12 protein-coding genes are annotated in these 15,325 nt (G+C 62.3%); 3 read left to right on the forward strand and 9 right to left on the reverse strand.

Translation table 11 applies throughout. From position 1 onward, the window contains the following. Positions 1-68: 68 nt before the first annotated feature. Positions 69-1,427, reverse strand: coding sequence for a sigma-54-dependent transcriptional regulator (locus tag AC1Z3V_RS12035; RefSeq protein WP_483499132.1), 1,359 nt, complete (start codon positions 1,425-1,427; stop codon positions 69-71). After that, positions 1,424-3,250, reverse strand: coding sequence for a sensor histidine kinase (locus AC1Z3V_RS12040; RefSeq protein ID WP_483499134.1), 1,827 nt, complete (start codon positions 3,248-3,250; stop codon positions 1,424-1,426). Before AC1Z3V_RS12040 ends, AC1Z3V_RS12035 begins: the two co-directional genes overlap by 4 nt. A gap of 239 nt (positions 3,251-3,489) precedes the next feature. Here AC1Z3V_RS12040 and AC1Z3V_RS12045 point away from each other — a divergent pair, with 239 nt between their 5' ends. Together AC1Z3V_RS12045 and AC1Z3V_RS12050 are read left to right on the forward strand one after the other, a co-directional pair. Then, the gene (locus tag AC1Z3V_RS12045; RefSeq protein WP_483499136.1) at positions 3,490-4,422 is read left to right on the forward strand and encodes a VOC family protein; all 933 of its coding nucleotides are present in this window, start codon (positions 3,490-3,492) and stop codon (positions 4,420-4,422) included. A 167-nt stretch (positions 4,423-4,589) separates the two neighbouring features. Next, entirely contained in the window at positions 4,590-5,192 is a 603-nt protein-coding gene (locus AC1Z3V_RS12050; RefSeq protein WP_483499138.1) for an alpha/beta hydrolase, read from the forward strand. A gap of 176 nt (positions 5,193-5,368) precedes the next feature. On the opposite strand, the gene AC1Z3V_RS12055 is transcribed toward AC1Z3V_RS12050, so the two are convergent. The 7 genes from AC1Z3V_RS12055 to AC1Z3V_RS12085 form a co-directional block, all read right to left on the reverse strand. Beyond that, complete coding sequence (locus tag AC1Z3V_RS12055; protein WP_483499140.1) at positions 5,369-6,481, reverse strand: ABC transporter permease; 1,113 nt, start codon at positions 6,479-6,481, stop codon at positions 5,369-5,371. Between the two features lies 1 nt (position 6,482). Beyond that, entirely contained in the window at positions 6,483-7,631 is a 1,149-nt protein-coding gene (locus AC1Z3V_RS12060; RefSeq protein WP_483499142.1) for an ABC transporter permease, read from the reverse strand. After that, positions 7,628-9,358 carry an ATP-binding cassette domain-containing protein gene (locus AC1Z3V_RS12065; protein WP_483499144.1) on the reverse strand — a complete coding sequence of 577 codons (1,731 nt, stop codon included), beginning with the start codon at positions 9,356-9,358 and terminating at the stop codon, positions 7,628-7,630. The genes AC1Z3V_RS12060 and AC1Z3V_RS12065 overlap by 4 nt, the downstream gene beginning before the upstream one ends. After that, positions 9,355-10,362, reverse strand: coding sequence for a secretion protein HlyD (gene hlyD / locus AC1Z3V_RS12070; protein ID WP_483499146.1), 1,008 nt, complete (start codon positions 10,360-10,362; stop codon positions 9,355-9,357). Before hlyD ends, AC1Z3V_RS12065 begins: the two co-directional genes overlap by 4 nt. After that, positions 10,359-11,063: a CerR family C-terminal domain-containing protein gene (locus tag AC1Z3V_RS12075; protein WP_429811569.1), complete on the reverse strand. Its 705-nt coding sequence runs from the start codon at positions 11,061-11,063 to the stop codon at positions 10,359-10,361. Before AC1Z3V_RS12075 ends, hlyD begins: the two co-directional genes overlap by 4 nt. Before the next feature lie 242 nt (positions 11,064-11,305). After that, entirely contained in the window at positions 11,306-12,658 is a 1,353-nt protein-coding gene (locus tag AC1Z3V_RS12080; RefSeq protein ID WP_483499148.1) for a sensor histidine kinase, read from the reverse strand. Continuing rightward, positions 12,655-13,329 (reverse strand): response regulator transcription factor, encoded by a 675-nt coding sequence (locus AC1Z3V_RS12085; protein ID WP_429811574.1) that lies wholly within the window; start codon positions 13,327-13,329, stop codon positions 12,655-12,657. The genes AC1Z3V_RS12080 and AC1Z3V_RS12085 overlap by 4 nt, the downstream gene beginning before the upstream one ends. A 270-nt stretch (positions 13,330-13,599) precedes the next feature. Here AC1Z3V_RS12085 and AC1Z3V_RS12090 point away from each other — a divergent pair, with 270 nt between their 5' ends. After that, positions 13,600-15,315, forward strand: coding sequence for a phosphoethanolamine transferase (locus AC1Z3V_RS12090; protein WP_483499150.1), 1,716 nt, complete (start codon positions 13,600-13,602; stop codon positions 15,313-15,315). Positions 15,316-15,325 lie beyond the last annotated feature (10 nt).

The raw sequence follows: 15,325 nt of genomic DNA on the forward strand, positions 1-15,325 counted from the left end.
GACAGGGACGCGAGCGATCGCGTCCCTGTTTTTGTTTTGGGCCTTTCCGGTTTACGCGCCGGCTTCGGTCAGAGTTCACCTTCCGTCGAGAAGTCGGCGGCGACGAGCTTCTTGTCGAGCCCGAACTTCTGCATCTTTTCGTAGAGCGTCTTGCGCGAGATGCCGAGCAATTCATAGACCGGCTTCAGGGCACCGCCATGGGCGGCAATGGCGCTGGCGATCAGGCTTTTTTCATAGGCGGCGACCTTGTCGGCAAGTCGCCCGCTATCTTCCTTCGCGGCATCGTGCGGCGCCGCATCGAGTCCGAGGACCAGACGCTCGGCGGCATTGCGCAGTTCGCGCACATTGCCCGGCCAGTCGCGTTCTGCCATTTCCGCCAGCATGGCTTGTGAGACCTCCACCTCGTCCCGTCCGTAACGGGCCGCGGATTCCCTGACCAGTTGCAGGAAGAGCAGCGGGATGTCGGCGCGTCTTTGCGCAAGCGAGGGGACGCGGAGTGTTGCGACGTTGAGGCGATAGAGGAGGTCCGCGCGGAAGCGCCCGGCCGCCACTTCCTTTTCGAGATCGACCTTGCTGGTGGCGATGAAGCGCACGTCCAAAGGCACGACTTCGTTCGATCCGAGCCGGGTGATGACGCGTTCCTGCAGCACACGCAGAAATTTCGCCTGCAGATCGAAGGGCATCGAGCCGATTTCGTCGAGCAGGATCGTGCCGCCGCGACCATGCTCGAACTTGCCGTAGCGTGGTCGGATGGCGCCGGGGAAGGCACCAGGCTCGTGGCCGAAGAGTTCGCTTTCGATCAGGTTTTCCGGCAGCGCCGCGCAGTTGATGGCGATGAACGGGCTGTTGGCGCGGGCGCTGAGATCATGCAGCGTGCGGGCGAGCACCTCCTTGCCGACGCCGGTGTCACCGATGATCAGCGTGTCGGCGTCGGCGGCGCCGATCGCGCGGATACGATAGCGCAGATCGACCATGACCTGACTTCGGCCGGGAAGCCGCTGCTCGATGTCGTCGCGCTTGCCGGCCACTGCCTTCAGCCGCCGGTTTTCCAGGACCAGGGTCCGCCAATCGAGCGCCCGGCGGATCGTGCCGGCAAGCATCTGGGCTGCGAAAGGTTTCTCGACGAAATCATAGGCGCCTTCACGCATCGCGCGTACCGCAAGCTGCACGTCGCCATGACCGGTGACGAGAATGACCGGCACCTCGGCATCGATCTCGCGGACGCGCTGCAGCAGGGTCATGCCATCCATGCCGGGCATGCGGATATCGCTGATGACGACACCGGCAAAACTGAAACTGATGAATTCCAGGGCGCGTTCGGCTGCCGCAAAGGTCTCGACGCGAAAACCGGCGAGCTCCAGCGCTTGCGCACTCGAATGGCGCATATCCTCTTCGTCATCGACGAGCAGGATCCGGCTCTCGATCATTCGGCAGCCTCCCGGGCATCGTTGTTTTCGACGGCGAGTTCGATGCGGAACTCGGCGCCACCCTCCGCAAGATTGGTGGCGACAAGGCTGCCGCCGAAATCCTTGATAATATTATAGGAAATCGAGAGGCCGAGGCCCAGCCCCTTGCCGACGCCCTTGGTCGAAAAGAACGGATCGAAGATGCGCTCGGCAATCGCCGGGGGGATGCCCGGCCCCCGGTCACTGATGGTCAGAACCACCTTGCCGTCTTCCCGCCGGGCACGAAGGCGAATGGTCCGGTCATCAAGCCCCTCGACCGCATCGGCGGCATTGGAGATGATGTTGACAAGCACCTGCTGCAGGCGCACGGAGCCGGCGCGCACGACGAGCGGTGCGTCGCCGAGGTCGATGTCGATGCTCGCCGCTGCAGCCTTCAGCCGAACCGAAACGATCTCCATGGTATCGCGTACCACCTCCTCGACCGGGACCGGCCCAAGCTTCTCGTTCGGCTTGCGGGCGAAGTTGCGCAAGTGCTTGCTGATTGCCGCCATGCGATCGACAAGCCCGGAAATTCGCCGGATATTATCGCTCGCCTCGTCGGAGCGACCCCGTTCGATCAGCAGTGCGGCACTGTCGGCATAGGTCTTGGCGGCGGCAAGCGGCTGGTTGAATTCATGCGAGAGCGCCGCGGACATTTGCCCGAGGCCCGCCAGCTTGCCGGCCTGGATCAGATCGGCCTGTGTCCGGCGCAACTGCTGTTCCGTCAGTCGGCGCTCGGCGATCTCCTCCTCGATCTGGGCATTGACGCGCGCAAGGTCGGCGGTCCGTTCGTCGACACGGTGTTCAAGTTCCGCTTGCGCTTCCGCCTGCATCGAGATGCGTTCATTGAGGCGGGCACGCCGTTGCAGGACAGTGGCCATGCCGAGGCCGGCAAGGCAGATCAACAGAAGCGCGGCGGCGACTGTCGTCAGCGCTTGCGTGTAGGCCGAGGCCGTATCCACTAGGACGTTCACGGTCCAATCGGCATCGGGCATATATTGCGAAAGCACGAGGTATTCGCGGCTTGAACCGTCGGAGGAGACGGTCATGAAGCGGTGGCCGGGCGAGTTGCTCTCCGCAATGGGAAGCGGTCGCAAGGTGGCGTCGGCGTACCGCCTCGAGGCCTCGGTGCGCGCGAGCCGCTCCGATGTCAGCGGCAGGATGGAGGAATAGAGCCAGTCCGGGTCGCCGGACATGAAGATGATGCCTTCGGGATCGGAAACGAAGATCCTGTATTCGCCGCCTTGCCAGGAGGCCTCGATGCTTTCGACATCGACCTTGAAGACGATCACACCGCGGATTTCGTCGCCGATCTGGATTGGTGAGCCGAAATAGTAGCCGCGCTTTAGCGACGTGGTGCCAAGCGCATAGAAGCGCGACTGCTGTCCGCGAAGCGCTTCCTGGAAATAGGGGCGGTAGCTGAAATTCTGGCCGACGAAGCTCGTTGGCCCGTCATAATTGCTGGCCGCGATCGTATCGCCATCCGGCGTGATCACATAGATATCAGAGGAGTGAAGCAGGCCGTTGATGTCTTTGAGGTAGGCGTTTACCGCCTCCCGTAGTCGCCGGTCGCGCGGGCGGGTAACGAGTTCCTGGACATCCTCGTGATCGGCGATCAGGGCAGGCAATGCCTGATAGCGATTGAGATGGCCGTCAAGTGCGGTGACGGCGAGCCTAAGAGCGGTGGTCGCCTGAGCGGTCGCCTCACGCAGATAGCTTTCGGTCGCGACCGCATAGCCTTTCCAGGCCAATATCGCTGCAAGCAACGGCAACAGCAACAATCCAGAGACCAAGCGATATTTCACAGAATGTCCGCGCGCCTCCTCGCGTGCTTACGACCATTTGCCGCGCGGTGATCTTAAGCATCGGCGCAACGCGCCACAAGCGCAGCGCTGCCGGGTCCACGTTTGTTGACGAGCAATCCGCGTCGTCAACCAATTGTTGACAATGCGTTTGGCCGTGGCCGGCTTTCGCTGCGGGCTGGAAGAGCGCATCTATGATGCAACGGAGCGCCCGGTGGCGCCGGAGAGAAAGGAACACGGCAATGCTCAATCAGATCAAGGGTCTGCATCACGTCACCTCGATGGCCGACGATGCGCGCGAAAACAATCTGTTCTTCACCAAGTCGCTCGGCCTGCGCCGCGTGAAGAAGACAGTCAACTTCGATTCCCCCGATGTCTACCATCTCTATTATGGCGACGAGGCCGGCACGCCCGGCACGGTCATGACCTACTTTCCGTTCCCGCAAATGCCGCGCGGCCGCGCCGGCACCGGCGAAGTCGGGACGACTGTTTTCTCGGTGCCGCAGGGCTCCCTCGGCTTCTGGAAAGATCGCCTGACCACATTGGGCGTCACCGGTCTCAAGGATGAAGAGACCTTCGGCGAGAAGCGCCTGAACTTTGCCGGTCCCGATGGCGACGGCTTCGCCCTCGTCGAGGTCAAGGACGACCAGCGCACGCCATGGACGGAAGGCGGTATCTCGGCTGATCATGCGATCCGCGGGTTCCATTCCGCAGCACTGCGTCTTCGCGACGAGGGCGCAACGGCCGAGCTCCTGAAGTTCATGGGCTACGAAGAACTCGACCGCAAGGACGGTGTCACGCGCCTGATCGTACCCGGCGGCAACGACGCCCGCGTCATCGACCTCGAGACGATGCCGAATATCGGTCGCGCTTCCCAGGGCGCCGGTTCGGTGCACCATATCGCGTTTGCCGTCGAGAACCGCGAGAAGCAGCTCGAAGTGCGCAAAGCCCTGATGGACACCGGCTACCAGGTGACCCCGGTCATCGATCGCGATTATTTCTGGGCGATCTACTTCCGTACGCCGGGCGGCGTGCTGTTCGAGATTGCCACCAACGAGCCCGGCTTTGATCGCGACGAGGACCTTGCGCATCTCGGCGAGGCGTTGAAGCTGCCGCAACAGCACAAGCACCTGCGGCCGATCCTGGAGAGCCATCTGCAGAAGATCGACGACTAGCACAGCCAGCACCGAGAGCTCGCCCTGCCAGCAGGTCCTTCGCAACATTGGAATGCTCAGCAGATCATTCACAGTTTCGTCGAAACAGTGGATCTAACTCTTTGAAACAAAGCACTTCCGATAGCGAGCTCGTCAGGAGTTCGCCGGAATAGCGCCAGGAGACAAAAATGGTCGACTTTGGCTATGTCCACAAACTGAAGGCCGGCAAGCCCGGTCAGCCGATCTTCTTCGTTTTCCACGGAACCGGTGGCGACGAAAACCAGTTCTTCACCTTCGCGTCCGAGCTCTTGCCCGATGCGACGATCGTCTCGCCGCGGGGCGATGTGTCGGAACATGGGGCTGCGCGCTTCTTCAAGCGCACGGGCGAGGGCGTCTACGACATGGCGGACCTCGCACGTGCCACCGAGAAGATGGCGGCTTTCGTCAAGGCGCTTGCCGCGGAGCATCAGGCTTCGGAGGTGATTGGCCTTGGCTATTCCAATGGCGCGAACATTCTTGCCAACGTGCTGATCGAAGAGGGTGTCTTCGACAAAGCGGTGCTCATGCATCCTCTGATCCCGTTCCGTCCAAAGGACAATGCGGGCCTCAAGGGGCGCCGAGTGCTAATCACGGCCGGGGAGCGTGATCCCATTTGCCCGGCCCCGTTGACGCAAGCCCTGGCCGACTACTTCCAGGGGCAGGGTGCGGCGACCGAAACCGAATGGCACTCGGGCGGACACGACATCCGCCAGAACGAAATCACCGCGATCGCACAGTTTCTGAAGGGGTAGTGCGTTTGCGGCCGAAAGAGCCGCTTCAGGCAATCCCGGCCGCAAAACCGCGTCTTTGCTGGAATTACCCTACAGCGCCGCGCGTCTTATCAGACGCGCAAAGGTCGCTGTCGCAATTTAAATTGCTGCATGTTTTTGTCCTTTAATCGGGTACGATTAAAGGAAACATGCAGTAGCTATTCCAACCGGCGGCGAAACAGCCACGAGGCGGCCGAGAGAGTGACGATGGCGATCAGCAACAGCGGGATCGTCTGTCGCGCCACCTCGACCGCCGGTATGTCCTTCAGGAATACGCCCTTCACGATGACCAGGAAGTAGCGCAGCGGGTTGATATAGGTGATCGGCTGCAGCCAGGTGGGCATGTTTTCGATCGGCGTCGCGAAGCCGGAAAGCAGCATTGCCGGCACCATGAAGAGGAAGGCGCCGAGGATCGCCTGCTGCTGTGTCATCGACAGCGCCGAGATGAACAGGCCGAGGCCCACGACGGAGGCGAGGTAGAAGATCGCGCTGCCGTAGAGCAGGAACAGCGAGCCGCGCAGCGGTACGCCGAAAATGAAGACGGCCGCCAGGATGTAGATCGTTATGTGGAACAGGCCGATCATCATCGGCGGGATCAGCTTGCCGATCAGGATTTCGTGGGTTCGAAGCGGCGAGACCATGAGCTGATCGAACGTACCAAGCTCGCGTTCGCGCGCGATCGACAGCGCGGTCACGATCAGGCCGATCAGGAGCGCGATGCTGGCGACGAGGTTTGGCACCATGAACCATTGATAGGTAAGGTTCGGATTGAACCAGTTGCGCGCAACGACCGTCATGGCGCCGGATGCCATGCGCTTGCCGGCCGGCGTCTCGGCTCCAAGCGTTCCGACGATGCGCCCGAGATAGCCGGAAACAATCTGCGATGCGTTGGAGCGACGCCCGTCGAGAATGACCTGTACCTCCGCCGGCCGGCTCGCCTCGATGTCGCGCGAGAAGGTGGGGCCGATTTCGATTGCGGCAATGACCTTTTGGGTGTCTATCGCCACACGCACCTCGTCCGGACTGTTGGTGAAGCGGATGCTGCGGAAAGTCGGCGCGCCGTCGATCTCGCGGACGAGATCCTGGCTCCAGTGGCCGTTGTCGCGGTTCAGCACCATGACGTCGACATTCGTCACCTCCAGCGTCGCGGCATAGGAAAACACCAGAAGCTGGAGGATCGGCGGGACGATCAGCACGGTGCGCCCCTTGGGGTCGCGCAACACCGCCAGCAACTCCTTGACGATCAGCGCCTTGAGCCTTGTCCACCACATCTTAGCCAATCCTCTTGCGGGTGCTGCGGGCGGCGAGCGCGAAGAAGACGCAGCCGATTAAGAGCATGACGGCGATGGCGCGCGTAAACATCGGCCAGATGTCGCCGGCAAGGAACACGGTCTGCAGGCTCGGGATCAGATAGCGGGCCGGCACGATGAAGGTGATCCATTGAATAGCCGTCGGCATCGAATTGATTTCGAAGAGAAAGCCGGAGAGCAGGAAGGCCGGCAGGAAGGCTGAGATCAGCGCGAGCTGTGAGGCGAGAAACTGGTTCTTCGTCGCCGCCGAGATCAGCAGGCCCTGGCCGAGCGCCGGCATAAGGAAGGTTGCCGAGAGCGCATAGAGCGCCACGATCGACCCGCGGAAGGGAACGCCGAAGAGGAAGACGGCGAGCAGCACGCACAGCGTCATCGACGTGAGCCCAAGGATAAAATAGGGCAGCAGCTTGCCGGCCAGCAGCTCGGCGGCCGATACGGGCGTCGCCATCATTGCCTCCATCGTGCCGCGCTCCCATTCACGGGCAACGACGAGCGAGGTGAGCAGCGTGCCGACGAGTGTCATCACGATCGCGATCGACCCGGGCACAAGGAAATTCCGGCTGGTCAGCTCCGGATTGAACCAGAAGCGCTGCTCGGCCGAAATCGCCGGCGGGCGACCGGCGCCGTCGTTCAGACGCTGGCGCTCCCAGTTGGCAAGGGTCGCCTGGGCGTAGTTCTGGACGAAGTTGGCGGTGTTGGGGTCGGAGCCGTCGACGAGCACCTGCAACGCCGGGTGGCGCCCGGCGGCATGATCCGCCGTGAAGCCGGCAGGGATCACGACGATGCCGCGTACGCGGCCGAGGACAAGATCCTCTTCGAATTCGCGCCGGTCGCGGCCGACTGTCACCTTGAAATAGCGGGAAGCCTGAAAACCCGCGGCGAGATCGCGCGTCAGCGGTGCCTCCTCCTCGATGACGAGGCCGACACGGGTCTGCGTCGTATCGAGCGAGACGCCGTAGCCGAAGAGAAACAGGAGGATCATGGGCAACACGAAGGCGATCAGGATGCTGCTCGGGTCGCGGATGATCTGATAGCTTTCTTTGCGCACCAGCGCGGCAAAGCGACGGGCCCGGGCAGTGCGGCTTTCGATGGTGGAGGATTGCGCGCTCATGCGGCCTCCTTTTCCTCCGAACCCTGGACCAGGGCGATGAAGGCATCCTCCATCGTCGGGTCCGGCAGCTTGTCATTGGCGACCTGCGCCTTCAATTCGTCGGGTGAGCCGAGTGCGATCGACCGGCCGCGGTAGATCAGCGAAATGCGATCGCAATATTCGGCCTCGTCCATGAAGTGGGTGGTGACGAGCACCGTCACGCCCTTCTCGACCAGGCCGTTGATGTGGGTCCAGAATTCGCGCCGGGTGATCGGATCGACGCCGGACGTCGGTTCATCGAGAAACAGCGCTTCCGGCTCGTGCAGCACGGCGCAGGCCAGCGCCAGCCGCTGCTTGAGGCCCAGCGGCAGATCCTTGGCCGACATGTCAAGCAGGCGGTCGAAGGCAAAGATATCGATCATCAGTTGGATGCGCTCGCGCTTGCGGGCGCCGGATAGCCCGTAGACGCCGGCAAAGAAGCTGAGATTTTGCGCGACGCTGAGGTCGCCGTAGAGCGAGAACTTCTGCGCCATGTAACCGAGCCGGTTGCGTGCCTCGGCCGCGTCGCGGCGCAGGTCGAAGCCGGCAACGCGGCCTTCGCCAGCCGACGGTTTCAGCAGCCCGCAGAGCATCTTGAATGTCGTCGACTTGCCGGCACCGTTCGGACCGAGCAGCCCGAAGATCTGGCCGCGCGGAATATCGAAGGTAATGTCGTCGGCCGCCGTGAAGTCGCCGAAGCGCTTCGTCAGGCCGCGTGCCTCGATGACGGGTTTGCTGTTCTCCATTGCAAAGGGTGTCTGGGTTTCCGCCAACCGCGAGCGGCCGCCAGGGCCACCGCCGAGCATATCGATGAAAGCATCCTCGAAGCGGGGCGCAGTGACGGTCACGCCGGGCGCTGACAAACCCTCGTCCGGTGTTGGCGGTTTGGCGTCCGGCTTCGTGACGAGGCGGATTGCTTCACCCTGAATAACGCCGTCGACGACATCGTCCTCGTCGAGATAGCGCGCAAGCTTCTGTCGGCGTCCATGTGTGATCCCGGAGACCTTGAAGACGCGGTCGGCGACGCGATCGGTCAGTTCTAAGGGGCTACCGGAAAACAGCAGCTCGCCCATGTTGAGCAGGAGCACGCTGTCGCAGGCCTCGGCCTCTTCGAGATAGGCGGTGGACCAGACGACGCCGATGCCTTCGGCCGTCAGGTTTTCGACCATCTTCCAGAGGTCTCGGCGGGAGATCGGGTCGACGCCGACGCCCGGCTCGTCCAGGAGGAGCAGGCGGGGCTTGCGCAGGAGCGCACAGGCAAGGCCGAGCTTCTGCTTCATGCCGCCGGAAAGCTTGCCGGCAAGCCGTGCGGTAAAGCGCTTGAGATCAGTGAATTCGAGCAGTTCGTCGAAAGTCGCGGTGCGCTCGGTGAGCGGCAGGCCGCGCAGATCGGCGTAAAGGTTCAGGTTCTCCTGAACGGAAAGATCCTCATAAAGGCCGAAACGTTGCGGCATGTAGCCGATGGCCGCCTGGATGTCGGCCGCATGTGTGACCGTGTCGAAACCGAGCACCTCGACCTTTCCCTCGTCCGGCAGCATCAGCCCGGTCATCAGCCGGATCAGCGTGGTCTTTCCCGCACCGTCAGGACCAACGAGCCCGGTGATCCGCCCGCCGAGGATTTCGCCATTGATATGGTCGAGCGCCGGTGGAGCATCGCCGAAGCGCTTGACCACATCCGCGATCGCGACGAAGGGGGCGTTGGTGCTCATCTAACGCCTCCAGCCCGTTCCGGCAGGCGCACGGTGACCGGCATGCCCTGCCTCAGATCCGGGCCAGGCTTGTCGACGACGATACGCAGGCGATAGACGAGGTCGGTCCTGAGCTCCGGTGTCTCCACCGACTTCGGCGTGAATTCGGCCACCGGCGAGATGAAGCCGACCGTCGCCTTGTAAGGGCGATCCGGGGCGCCGTCCGAGGTGACCTCGACGGGCATGCCGGGATGCACGCGGCCGAGGTCGGGCTCGGCGACATAGGCCCGGACCCAGACGGGCTCGTTCAGCGAGACGACATAGACCATGTCGGACGGCGCGACGATCGCGCCGACTTCGCGGACCCGCGAGAGGATTGTACCGGTGCTCGGCGCAAGAAGGCGCGTGTCGGCGAGCGATGTTCGGGCACTCTCGAGCTTGGCTTCTGCCGCCAGGACCTGTGCCTGAGCTGCCTCGATGTCTTCGATCCGGCTTCCTTCTTCGAGCAGGGCCAGGGCCTCGCGGGCGGACGTGGCACGCGCTGCGGCCGCGGCCCTGTTGGCGCTCGCCTCGTCGAGGTTCGCCTGGGAGATGGTGCCGTTCGGCCGCAACTGCCGGGCGCGCTCAAAGGCAAGATCGGTATTCTTCAGGTCGGCCAGCCGTTCCTCATGGACGGCGCGCGCCTGGGCGATTTCGGTAGGTCGTGCGCCGGCCTTCAGTTTTGCGAGATTGGCCTTGAGCGCGCCCAGTTCGGCTTCCGCCGCCGCCACTGCTTGCTCGAACGGAATGGCATCGAGGGTGGCGAGAACGTCGCCGGGTTTCACCGCATCGCCTTCGTCGACGCCAAGGCTCGCAATACGGCCATTGACTCGGAAACCAAGCGAGACCTGGCGGATGTCGACATTGCCGTAAAGCACCGAGCTTCGTTCCGTGGCGGCCCAGCCGAGCTGCCGCGGCACATCGAACCACCACGCGCCGGCGGCGGCGCCGGCGAACAATAGGAGAGCGATTGCTGGCTTGTTCATGGCTGGCGCTCCTGCTGGCCGCCGAGTGCCGCGACGAGTTCTTCTACGTGGCGACGCAGAATATCGAGCTCGCCGGGGCCGACAGCCTGCCACTTCATCTGGCGGAGCATGGCCGCGTGGGCCATGCGGAAAACGAGGATGCTGCCGACGAAGGACAGGGTCTTCAGCCGGACATGTTCGGATTGCGGCGGTTCGGCGAGGATTGTTGCAACCAGCCTGCCGGCCATGCCGATCATGGGACCCATGACATTGGTGTAGACCCGTTCGAACGCCTCGGTCGGTTCCATTTGTTCCCGAATGATGAAGCGCGCCCAGCTTTCCGACTGCCGGCTGACGAAGATGGCGACCATGTGTTGTGCCATCTGGGTCAACAGGTCCCGGGCTTCCTCAGCCGACATTGCCTTGCCTTCGCCGTCGAGGCGGGCAAGGCGCTCGAGGATCACGTTACTGAGTTCACCGACATGTCCGACGATGATCGACGCAAGGTGTTCTGCGGCAGCGATGTAGAGGCCTTCCTTGCCGCCGAAATAATAGGGGATCGCCTGCAGGTTCACGCCGGCGGTTTCCGCAAGCATGCGCGTGCTGGCGCCGTCGAAGCCGTAGCGTCCGAAGACATCGATGGAGCTCGTCAGAAGCTTCTCACGCGTGACGTCGCCGCGATCCTGCTTCGGTGTTTGTGTGGTGGATTTGTTTTTCATCATATCCTGAAATTACCTCATTCCATCGATTAAGTCAATCGAATGAATTTTAAATATTGTACGCGGTAGGAGTTGGGAGCTCGCAGCACGGACGATAAGCGGACGGTCGGTTGCCTCCCGCGGGATCGAGGTGGCAACGCAGAGAGCCTGCCATCGGCATTGGCGCAAATGGGCGCATGGCGCCTGAAGGGTGCAGAGTCAGGAGGGGAGGAGCCTATACTCTCAGAGCGGTCAATTGGCGGGACTCAGGCCGCGGCGGAAAAGTCTATCGAAATCTTGGTTCCGCGCTCTGGCGTCGTATCGATCGAAATCGTCGCCTGATGCAACTCACTGATGCGCCGGACAATCTTGAGGCCGAGCCCGAGCTGGCCGGAACTCTTCACGTAGCCGAGGTCTTCGTGGTGCTCGGGCAGATCGACGAGCCCTTTTCCGTCGTCTTCGACGGAGACCACCGGGCCGGGACCGCAGGCGAGAACGATACGGGTGCCCGGCGGATTGTGTTTCACCGCGTTCTCGATCAGGTTTCGCAGCATATTCTCGACGAGTGCCGGGATCGCGGTGACCGGTGGAGTGCCTTCGTCGACGAACTCGAGCGATTTGTCGTGGTCGAAGACGAACGGTGCGATGGCCTCCGCAACGGCGGCTCCGATCTGCGACAGGCTGGTGCGCTGGTAGGCGGAGGGATCGACTGCATCGGCCCGCGCCAGAGAGGTGAGCTGCTCGAGAATATGGGTCAGCGCGTCAAGGTCCCTTTCGGCGTTGCGAGCCCTCGGATCGTTGATGCGGCTCAGCTCCATCTTGGCGATCGACACCGGCGTCCGGATTTCGTGGGCGATCGAGGATGAGAACAGCTTCTGCGACTGGATGAGATCGGCCACCCGTGTGAGCATGCGGTTGACGGCGGTGACCAGGCGGGCGATTTCCTGCGGCATTCGTGTCAGTGGCAGGCGTGCGCTGCTGTCGCGCGGGTCCAGCGCATCGGCCGTCTTGGCGGCCATCGCGACGGGCTTCAGTGCGCTGCGGACCGACCAGATCGTCGCGCCGATGACGAGACAGAACATCAGCGTCATCGGCACGATCATCGAATCGAACATCTCGTGCAGCAGTGCGCTGTACATGAAGCCGTTGGGATCGTTGAGGATCGCGAGTTCGATGAGCAGGGTGGTGCCGCCCCGTTCGAAAGTCTGGCCGCCGGCGACACTGAAGGGCTTGCCGGGCGCGATCCGGCGCTTCCAGAATTGCGGTGCATCCATGCTGACCGGTAGGAAATGTCGGGCGCATTCGCTCGTGCAGTTCGAATAGACGATCTCGCCAGAGGCGGTACGGATGCGAAGGAAGATCGAGCTACCGTCGTCATGACGGTCTTGATAACGCTCGCGCACCTCGTGATTGGGCTCGTAGCTCACGACACCATCGCGGACCTGGACGTAGGCGGCCACATTTTCGGTTTCCTGCTGGAGCATGAGGACGCTCAGCTTGTCGTCGTCGTACCAGTAGTCGGCAAAAACGACGCCGATCTGAAGCGCCATCGCCACCAGCGAGAAGGCGATGATGCGGCGGGCGACGATGCCGATCAGCGACGGGTTGCGGGTTTTCATGAGGCGCGCCTGAGCAAATAGCCGATGCCGCGCACGGTCTCTATCTGTACGCCGGTGTCAAGCGGTTGCAGGCGCTTTCGGACGCGGGATACGGCGAGCTCGAGCGCATTTGGCGTGACTTCCTGACCGTATTCAGAAAGCGCCGTTTCGAGTTTTCGCTTCGGCACTACGCGGCCGACCTCCCGCATCAGGATTTCCATCAGCGACCGTTCGCGCGGTGGCAACGGCACGACGATGCCGTCACAGGTGAGGTCGGCGGTCGCCGGGTCATAGCGCAAGGCGCCTGCCTCCAGCACCGGCTGGACCGCCTGCGGGTTGCGCCTCAGCATCGCGCGGCAACGGGAGAGAAGCTCCCGATGATGAAATGGTTTTACCAGATAGTCGTCAGCTCCGGCATCGAGCCCGGCGATGCGCTCGTCGACGGATCCCTTGGCGGTGATGATCAGAACGGGCAGTCCCGGATAATCGTGTCGGAGTCGACGAAGCAGGGACAAGCCGTCGCCGTCGGGCAGGCCGAGATCGAGCAGTACGAGATCGTGCTCTCGTCCGGCGATTGCCATCTCAGCGTCCGCAACGGTTGAAACGGCATCAAGTCTCCAGCCAGCGTCCCGCATGGTTTCGCCGACCAGTTCTACCAGTCGCGGACTGTCTTCAACCAGGAGCAGGCGCATTGAATCATCTCGATATTACAGGGGCCGCTGTCGACCATATGGGCTTTCGCCTGGGCTGCCAACTCCTGGTCGCAATACCCACCGCCGCGTGCATGAAGCTGGCAATGAGCAATCTTGACGGGGTTTGGACAGCTTGTCCGTCGTATCTCGACCGATGAGGGGGAGGCTGCAACTGAACAGGTGGCCGTATTGCGGTCTCCACTTCGATGAAATGCCGGCGTTCGTGTCGACCATCTCTGATGTCCGCGCAGTCGCCGCTGGAGACCCGCTTTGATACTTTCGAGAATTCGCCGGCCAGAGATCGGTGGCATCGCTCTCAGCGCGCTCGTCAGCGCCTATCTGCTTCTTGTCACCAACAAATCCTTCTGGACCCATGCGGTCGCCTATTTCAACGATTCCGCTGTAGCGCTGCTCTCCTTCAGCGCGGCACTCTGCCTGCTGACCTTTGCAGGGCTGACGACTGCCTCCGTCAAATATGTGATGAAGCCGGTGCTGATCTTCTTGATCATGGTGTCGGCGTCGGCCTCCTATTTCATAGATACCTTCGGCGTGATCATCGACAAGGACATGATCGGCAATGCGGCCGTGACCACGCAGGCGGAAGCCGGTCACCTGCTGACCGGGAGCCTGGCGATGCATTTGCTGCTCTACGGCGTGCTTCCTTCGCTTGTCGTCGCCTTGGTCAAGGTCCGTCGCCGCCGCTTTCTCGCCAATGCTGCGGTCAATCTCGCGGTGATCATCCCCTGCCTCCTCGTCAGCGGTGGGCTGGTCTATGCGAATTTCGCGAATGTCGCCTATGTGGTCCGAGAACATAAGGACCTGATGAAGCGGTTCAATCCGACCGGGCCGGTGTCGGCGGCCGTGCGATATGCCGCTTCGACCTACAAGGAGCGCAACATCGTCGTACAGCCGCTCGGTACCGATGCGCATCAGGGTTCGCGGATCGCAGCCGTCGGCAAGCCCGTGGTTGTTGTGGTCGTTGCCGGCGAAACCGCACGGGCAATGAACTTCTCTTTGAACGGCTACGCACGCGAGACCAATCCAGAACTGAAGGCGCTTGGTGTCGTCAACTACACCGACACGACGAGCTGCGGCACGGCGACAGCGATTTCGCTGCCCTGCATGTTCTCGGTCTATCCGCGCAACGAATATAGCGAATGGAAAGCGCGGTCGACGGAAAATCTGATGAACGTGCTGACGCGTGCCGGCGTCTCGACCACGTGGTGGGACAACAACACGGGCAGCAAGGGTATCGCCGACCTCATCAGCTTCGCCAGCATGACCAACCAGAAGAACAGTCCCCTGTGCAAGAACGGGGAATGCCTGGACGAGATCTTCCTCGGCGAACTCGACAAGAAGCTACAGGCGACGACCTCGAACAGCGTGATCGTGCTGCACCAGCTCGGTAGCCACGGGCCGTCCTACTATCTGCGCTACCCCGAGAGGTTCCGTCGGTTCACCCCGGATTGCCGCACGCCCGAACTGATGAAGTGCTCGGTCGCCGAGATCACCAACGCCTACGACAACACGATCCTGTACACCGACTACGTGCTGGCGAGTGTTGCCCGCCTTCTGGAGAAGCACCAGGACCGCGTCGCCGGGGCGATGATCTACATGTCCGATCACGGCGAGTCGCTCGGCGAAGACGGTATCTATCTGCATGGTGCGCCCTATGCGATCGCCCCGCGCGAGCAGACGCAGGTGCCATTCGTCGCCTGGTTCTCGAAACCTTATCAGGCGTCCATGGGTGTCGATACCGCCTGTCTGGCCAAGGACACGGCGCAGCCGAAGTCGCACGATAATCTCTTCCACACCGTGCTCGGCATGATGAACGTCGAGACCAAGGTCTACAAACGCGACCTTGATGCTTTCGCAGACTGCACGAGGAAGCCGCCCGCCGGCAACCCGGCCTTCCAGTCTGCCGATACAGCCAAGGACCTGCCGGCCGATACAACACGCCCCGTCGCCTCGCCGGGCGCACTCTGATCTGACCACA

The organism is Ensifer sp. 38_S197 (genome assembly GCF_056924495.1).

Bases quoted from the DNA above. Each gene is read 5' to 3' on its own strand.
- AC1Z3V_RS12045 (WP_483499136.1), top strand. From the start codon at position 3,490: ATGCTCAATCAGATCAAGGGTCTGCATCACGTCACCTCGATGGCCGAC.
- AC1Z3V_RS12085 (WP_429811574.1), bottom strand. From the start codon at position 13,329: ATGCGCCTGCTCCTGGTTGAAGACAGTCCGCGACTGGTAGAACTGGTC.
- hlyD (WP_483499146.1), bottom strand. From the start codon at position 10,362: ATGAACAAGCCAGCAATCGCTCTCCTATTGTTCGCCGGCGCCGCCGCC.
- AC1Z3V_RS12035 (WP_483499132.1), bottom strand. From the start codon at position 1,427: ATGATCGAGAGCCGGATCCTGCTCGTCGATGACGAAGAGGATATGCGC.
- AC1Z3V_RS12060 (WP_483499142.1), bottom strand. From the start codon at position 7,631: ATGAGCGCGCAATCCTCCACCATCGAAAGCCGCACTGCCCGGGCCCGT.
- AC1Z3V_RS12065 (WP_483499144.1), bottom strand. From the start codon at position 9,358: ATGAGCACCAACGCCCCCTTCGTCGCGATCGCGGATGTGGTCAAGCGC.
- AC1Z3V_RS12075 (WP_429811569.1), bottom strand. From the start codon at position 11,063: ATGATGAAAAACAAATCCACCACACAAACACCGAAGCAGGATCGCGGC.
- AC1Z3V_RS12080 (WP_483499148.1), bottom strand. From the start codon at position 12,658: ATGAAAACCCGCAACCCGTCGCTGATCGGCATCGTCGCCCGCCGCATC.
- AC1Z3V_RS12050 (WP_483499138.1), top strand. From the start codon at position 4,590: ATGGTCGACTTTGGCTATGTCCACAAACTGAAGGCCGGCAAGCCCGGT.
- AC1Z3V_RS12055 (WP_483499140.1), bottom strand. From the start codon at position 6,481: ATGTGGTGGACAAGGCTCAAGGCGCTGATCGTCAAGGAGTTGCTGGCG.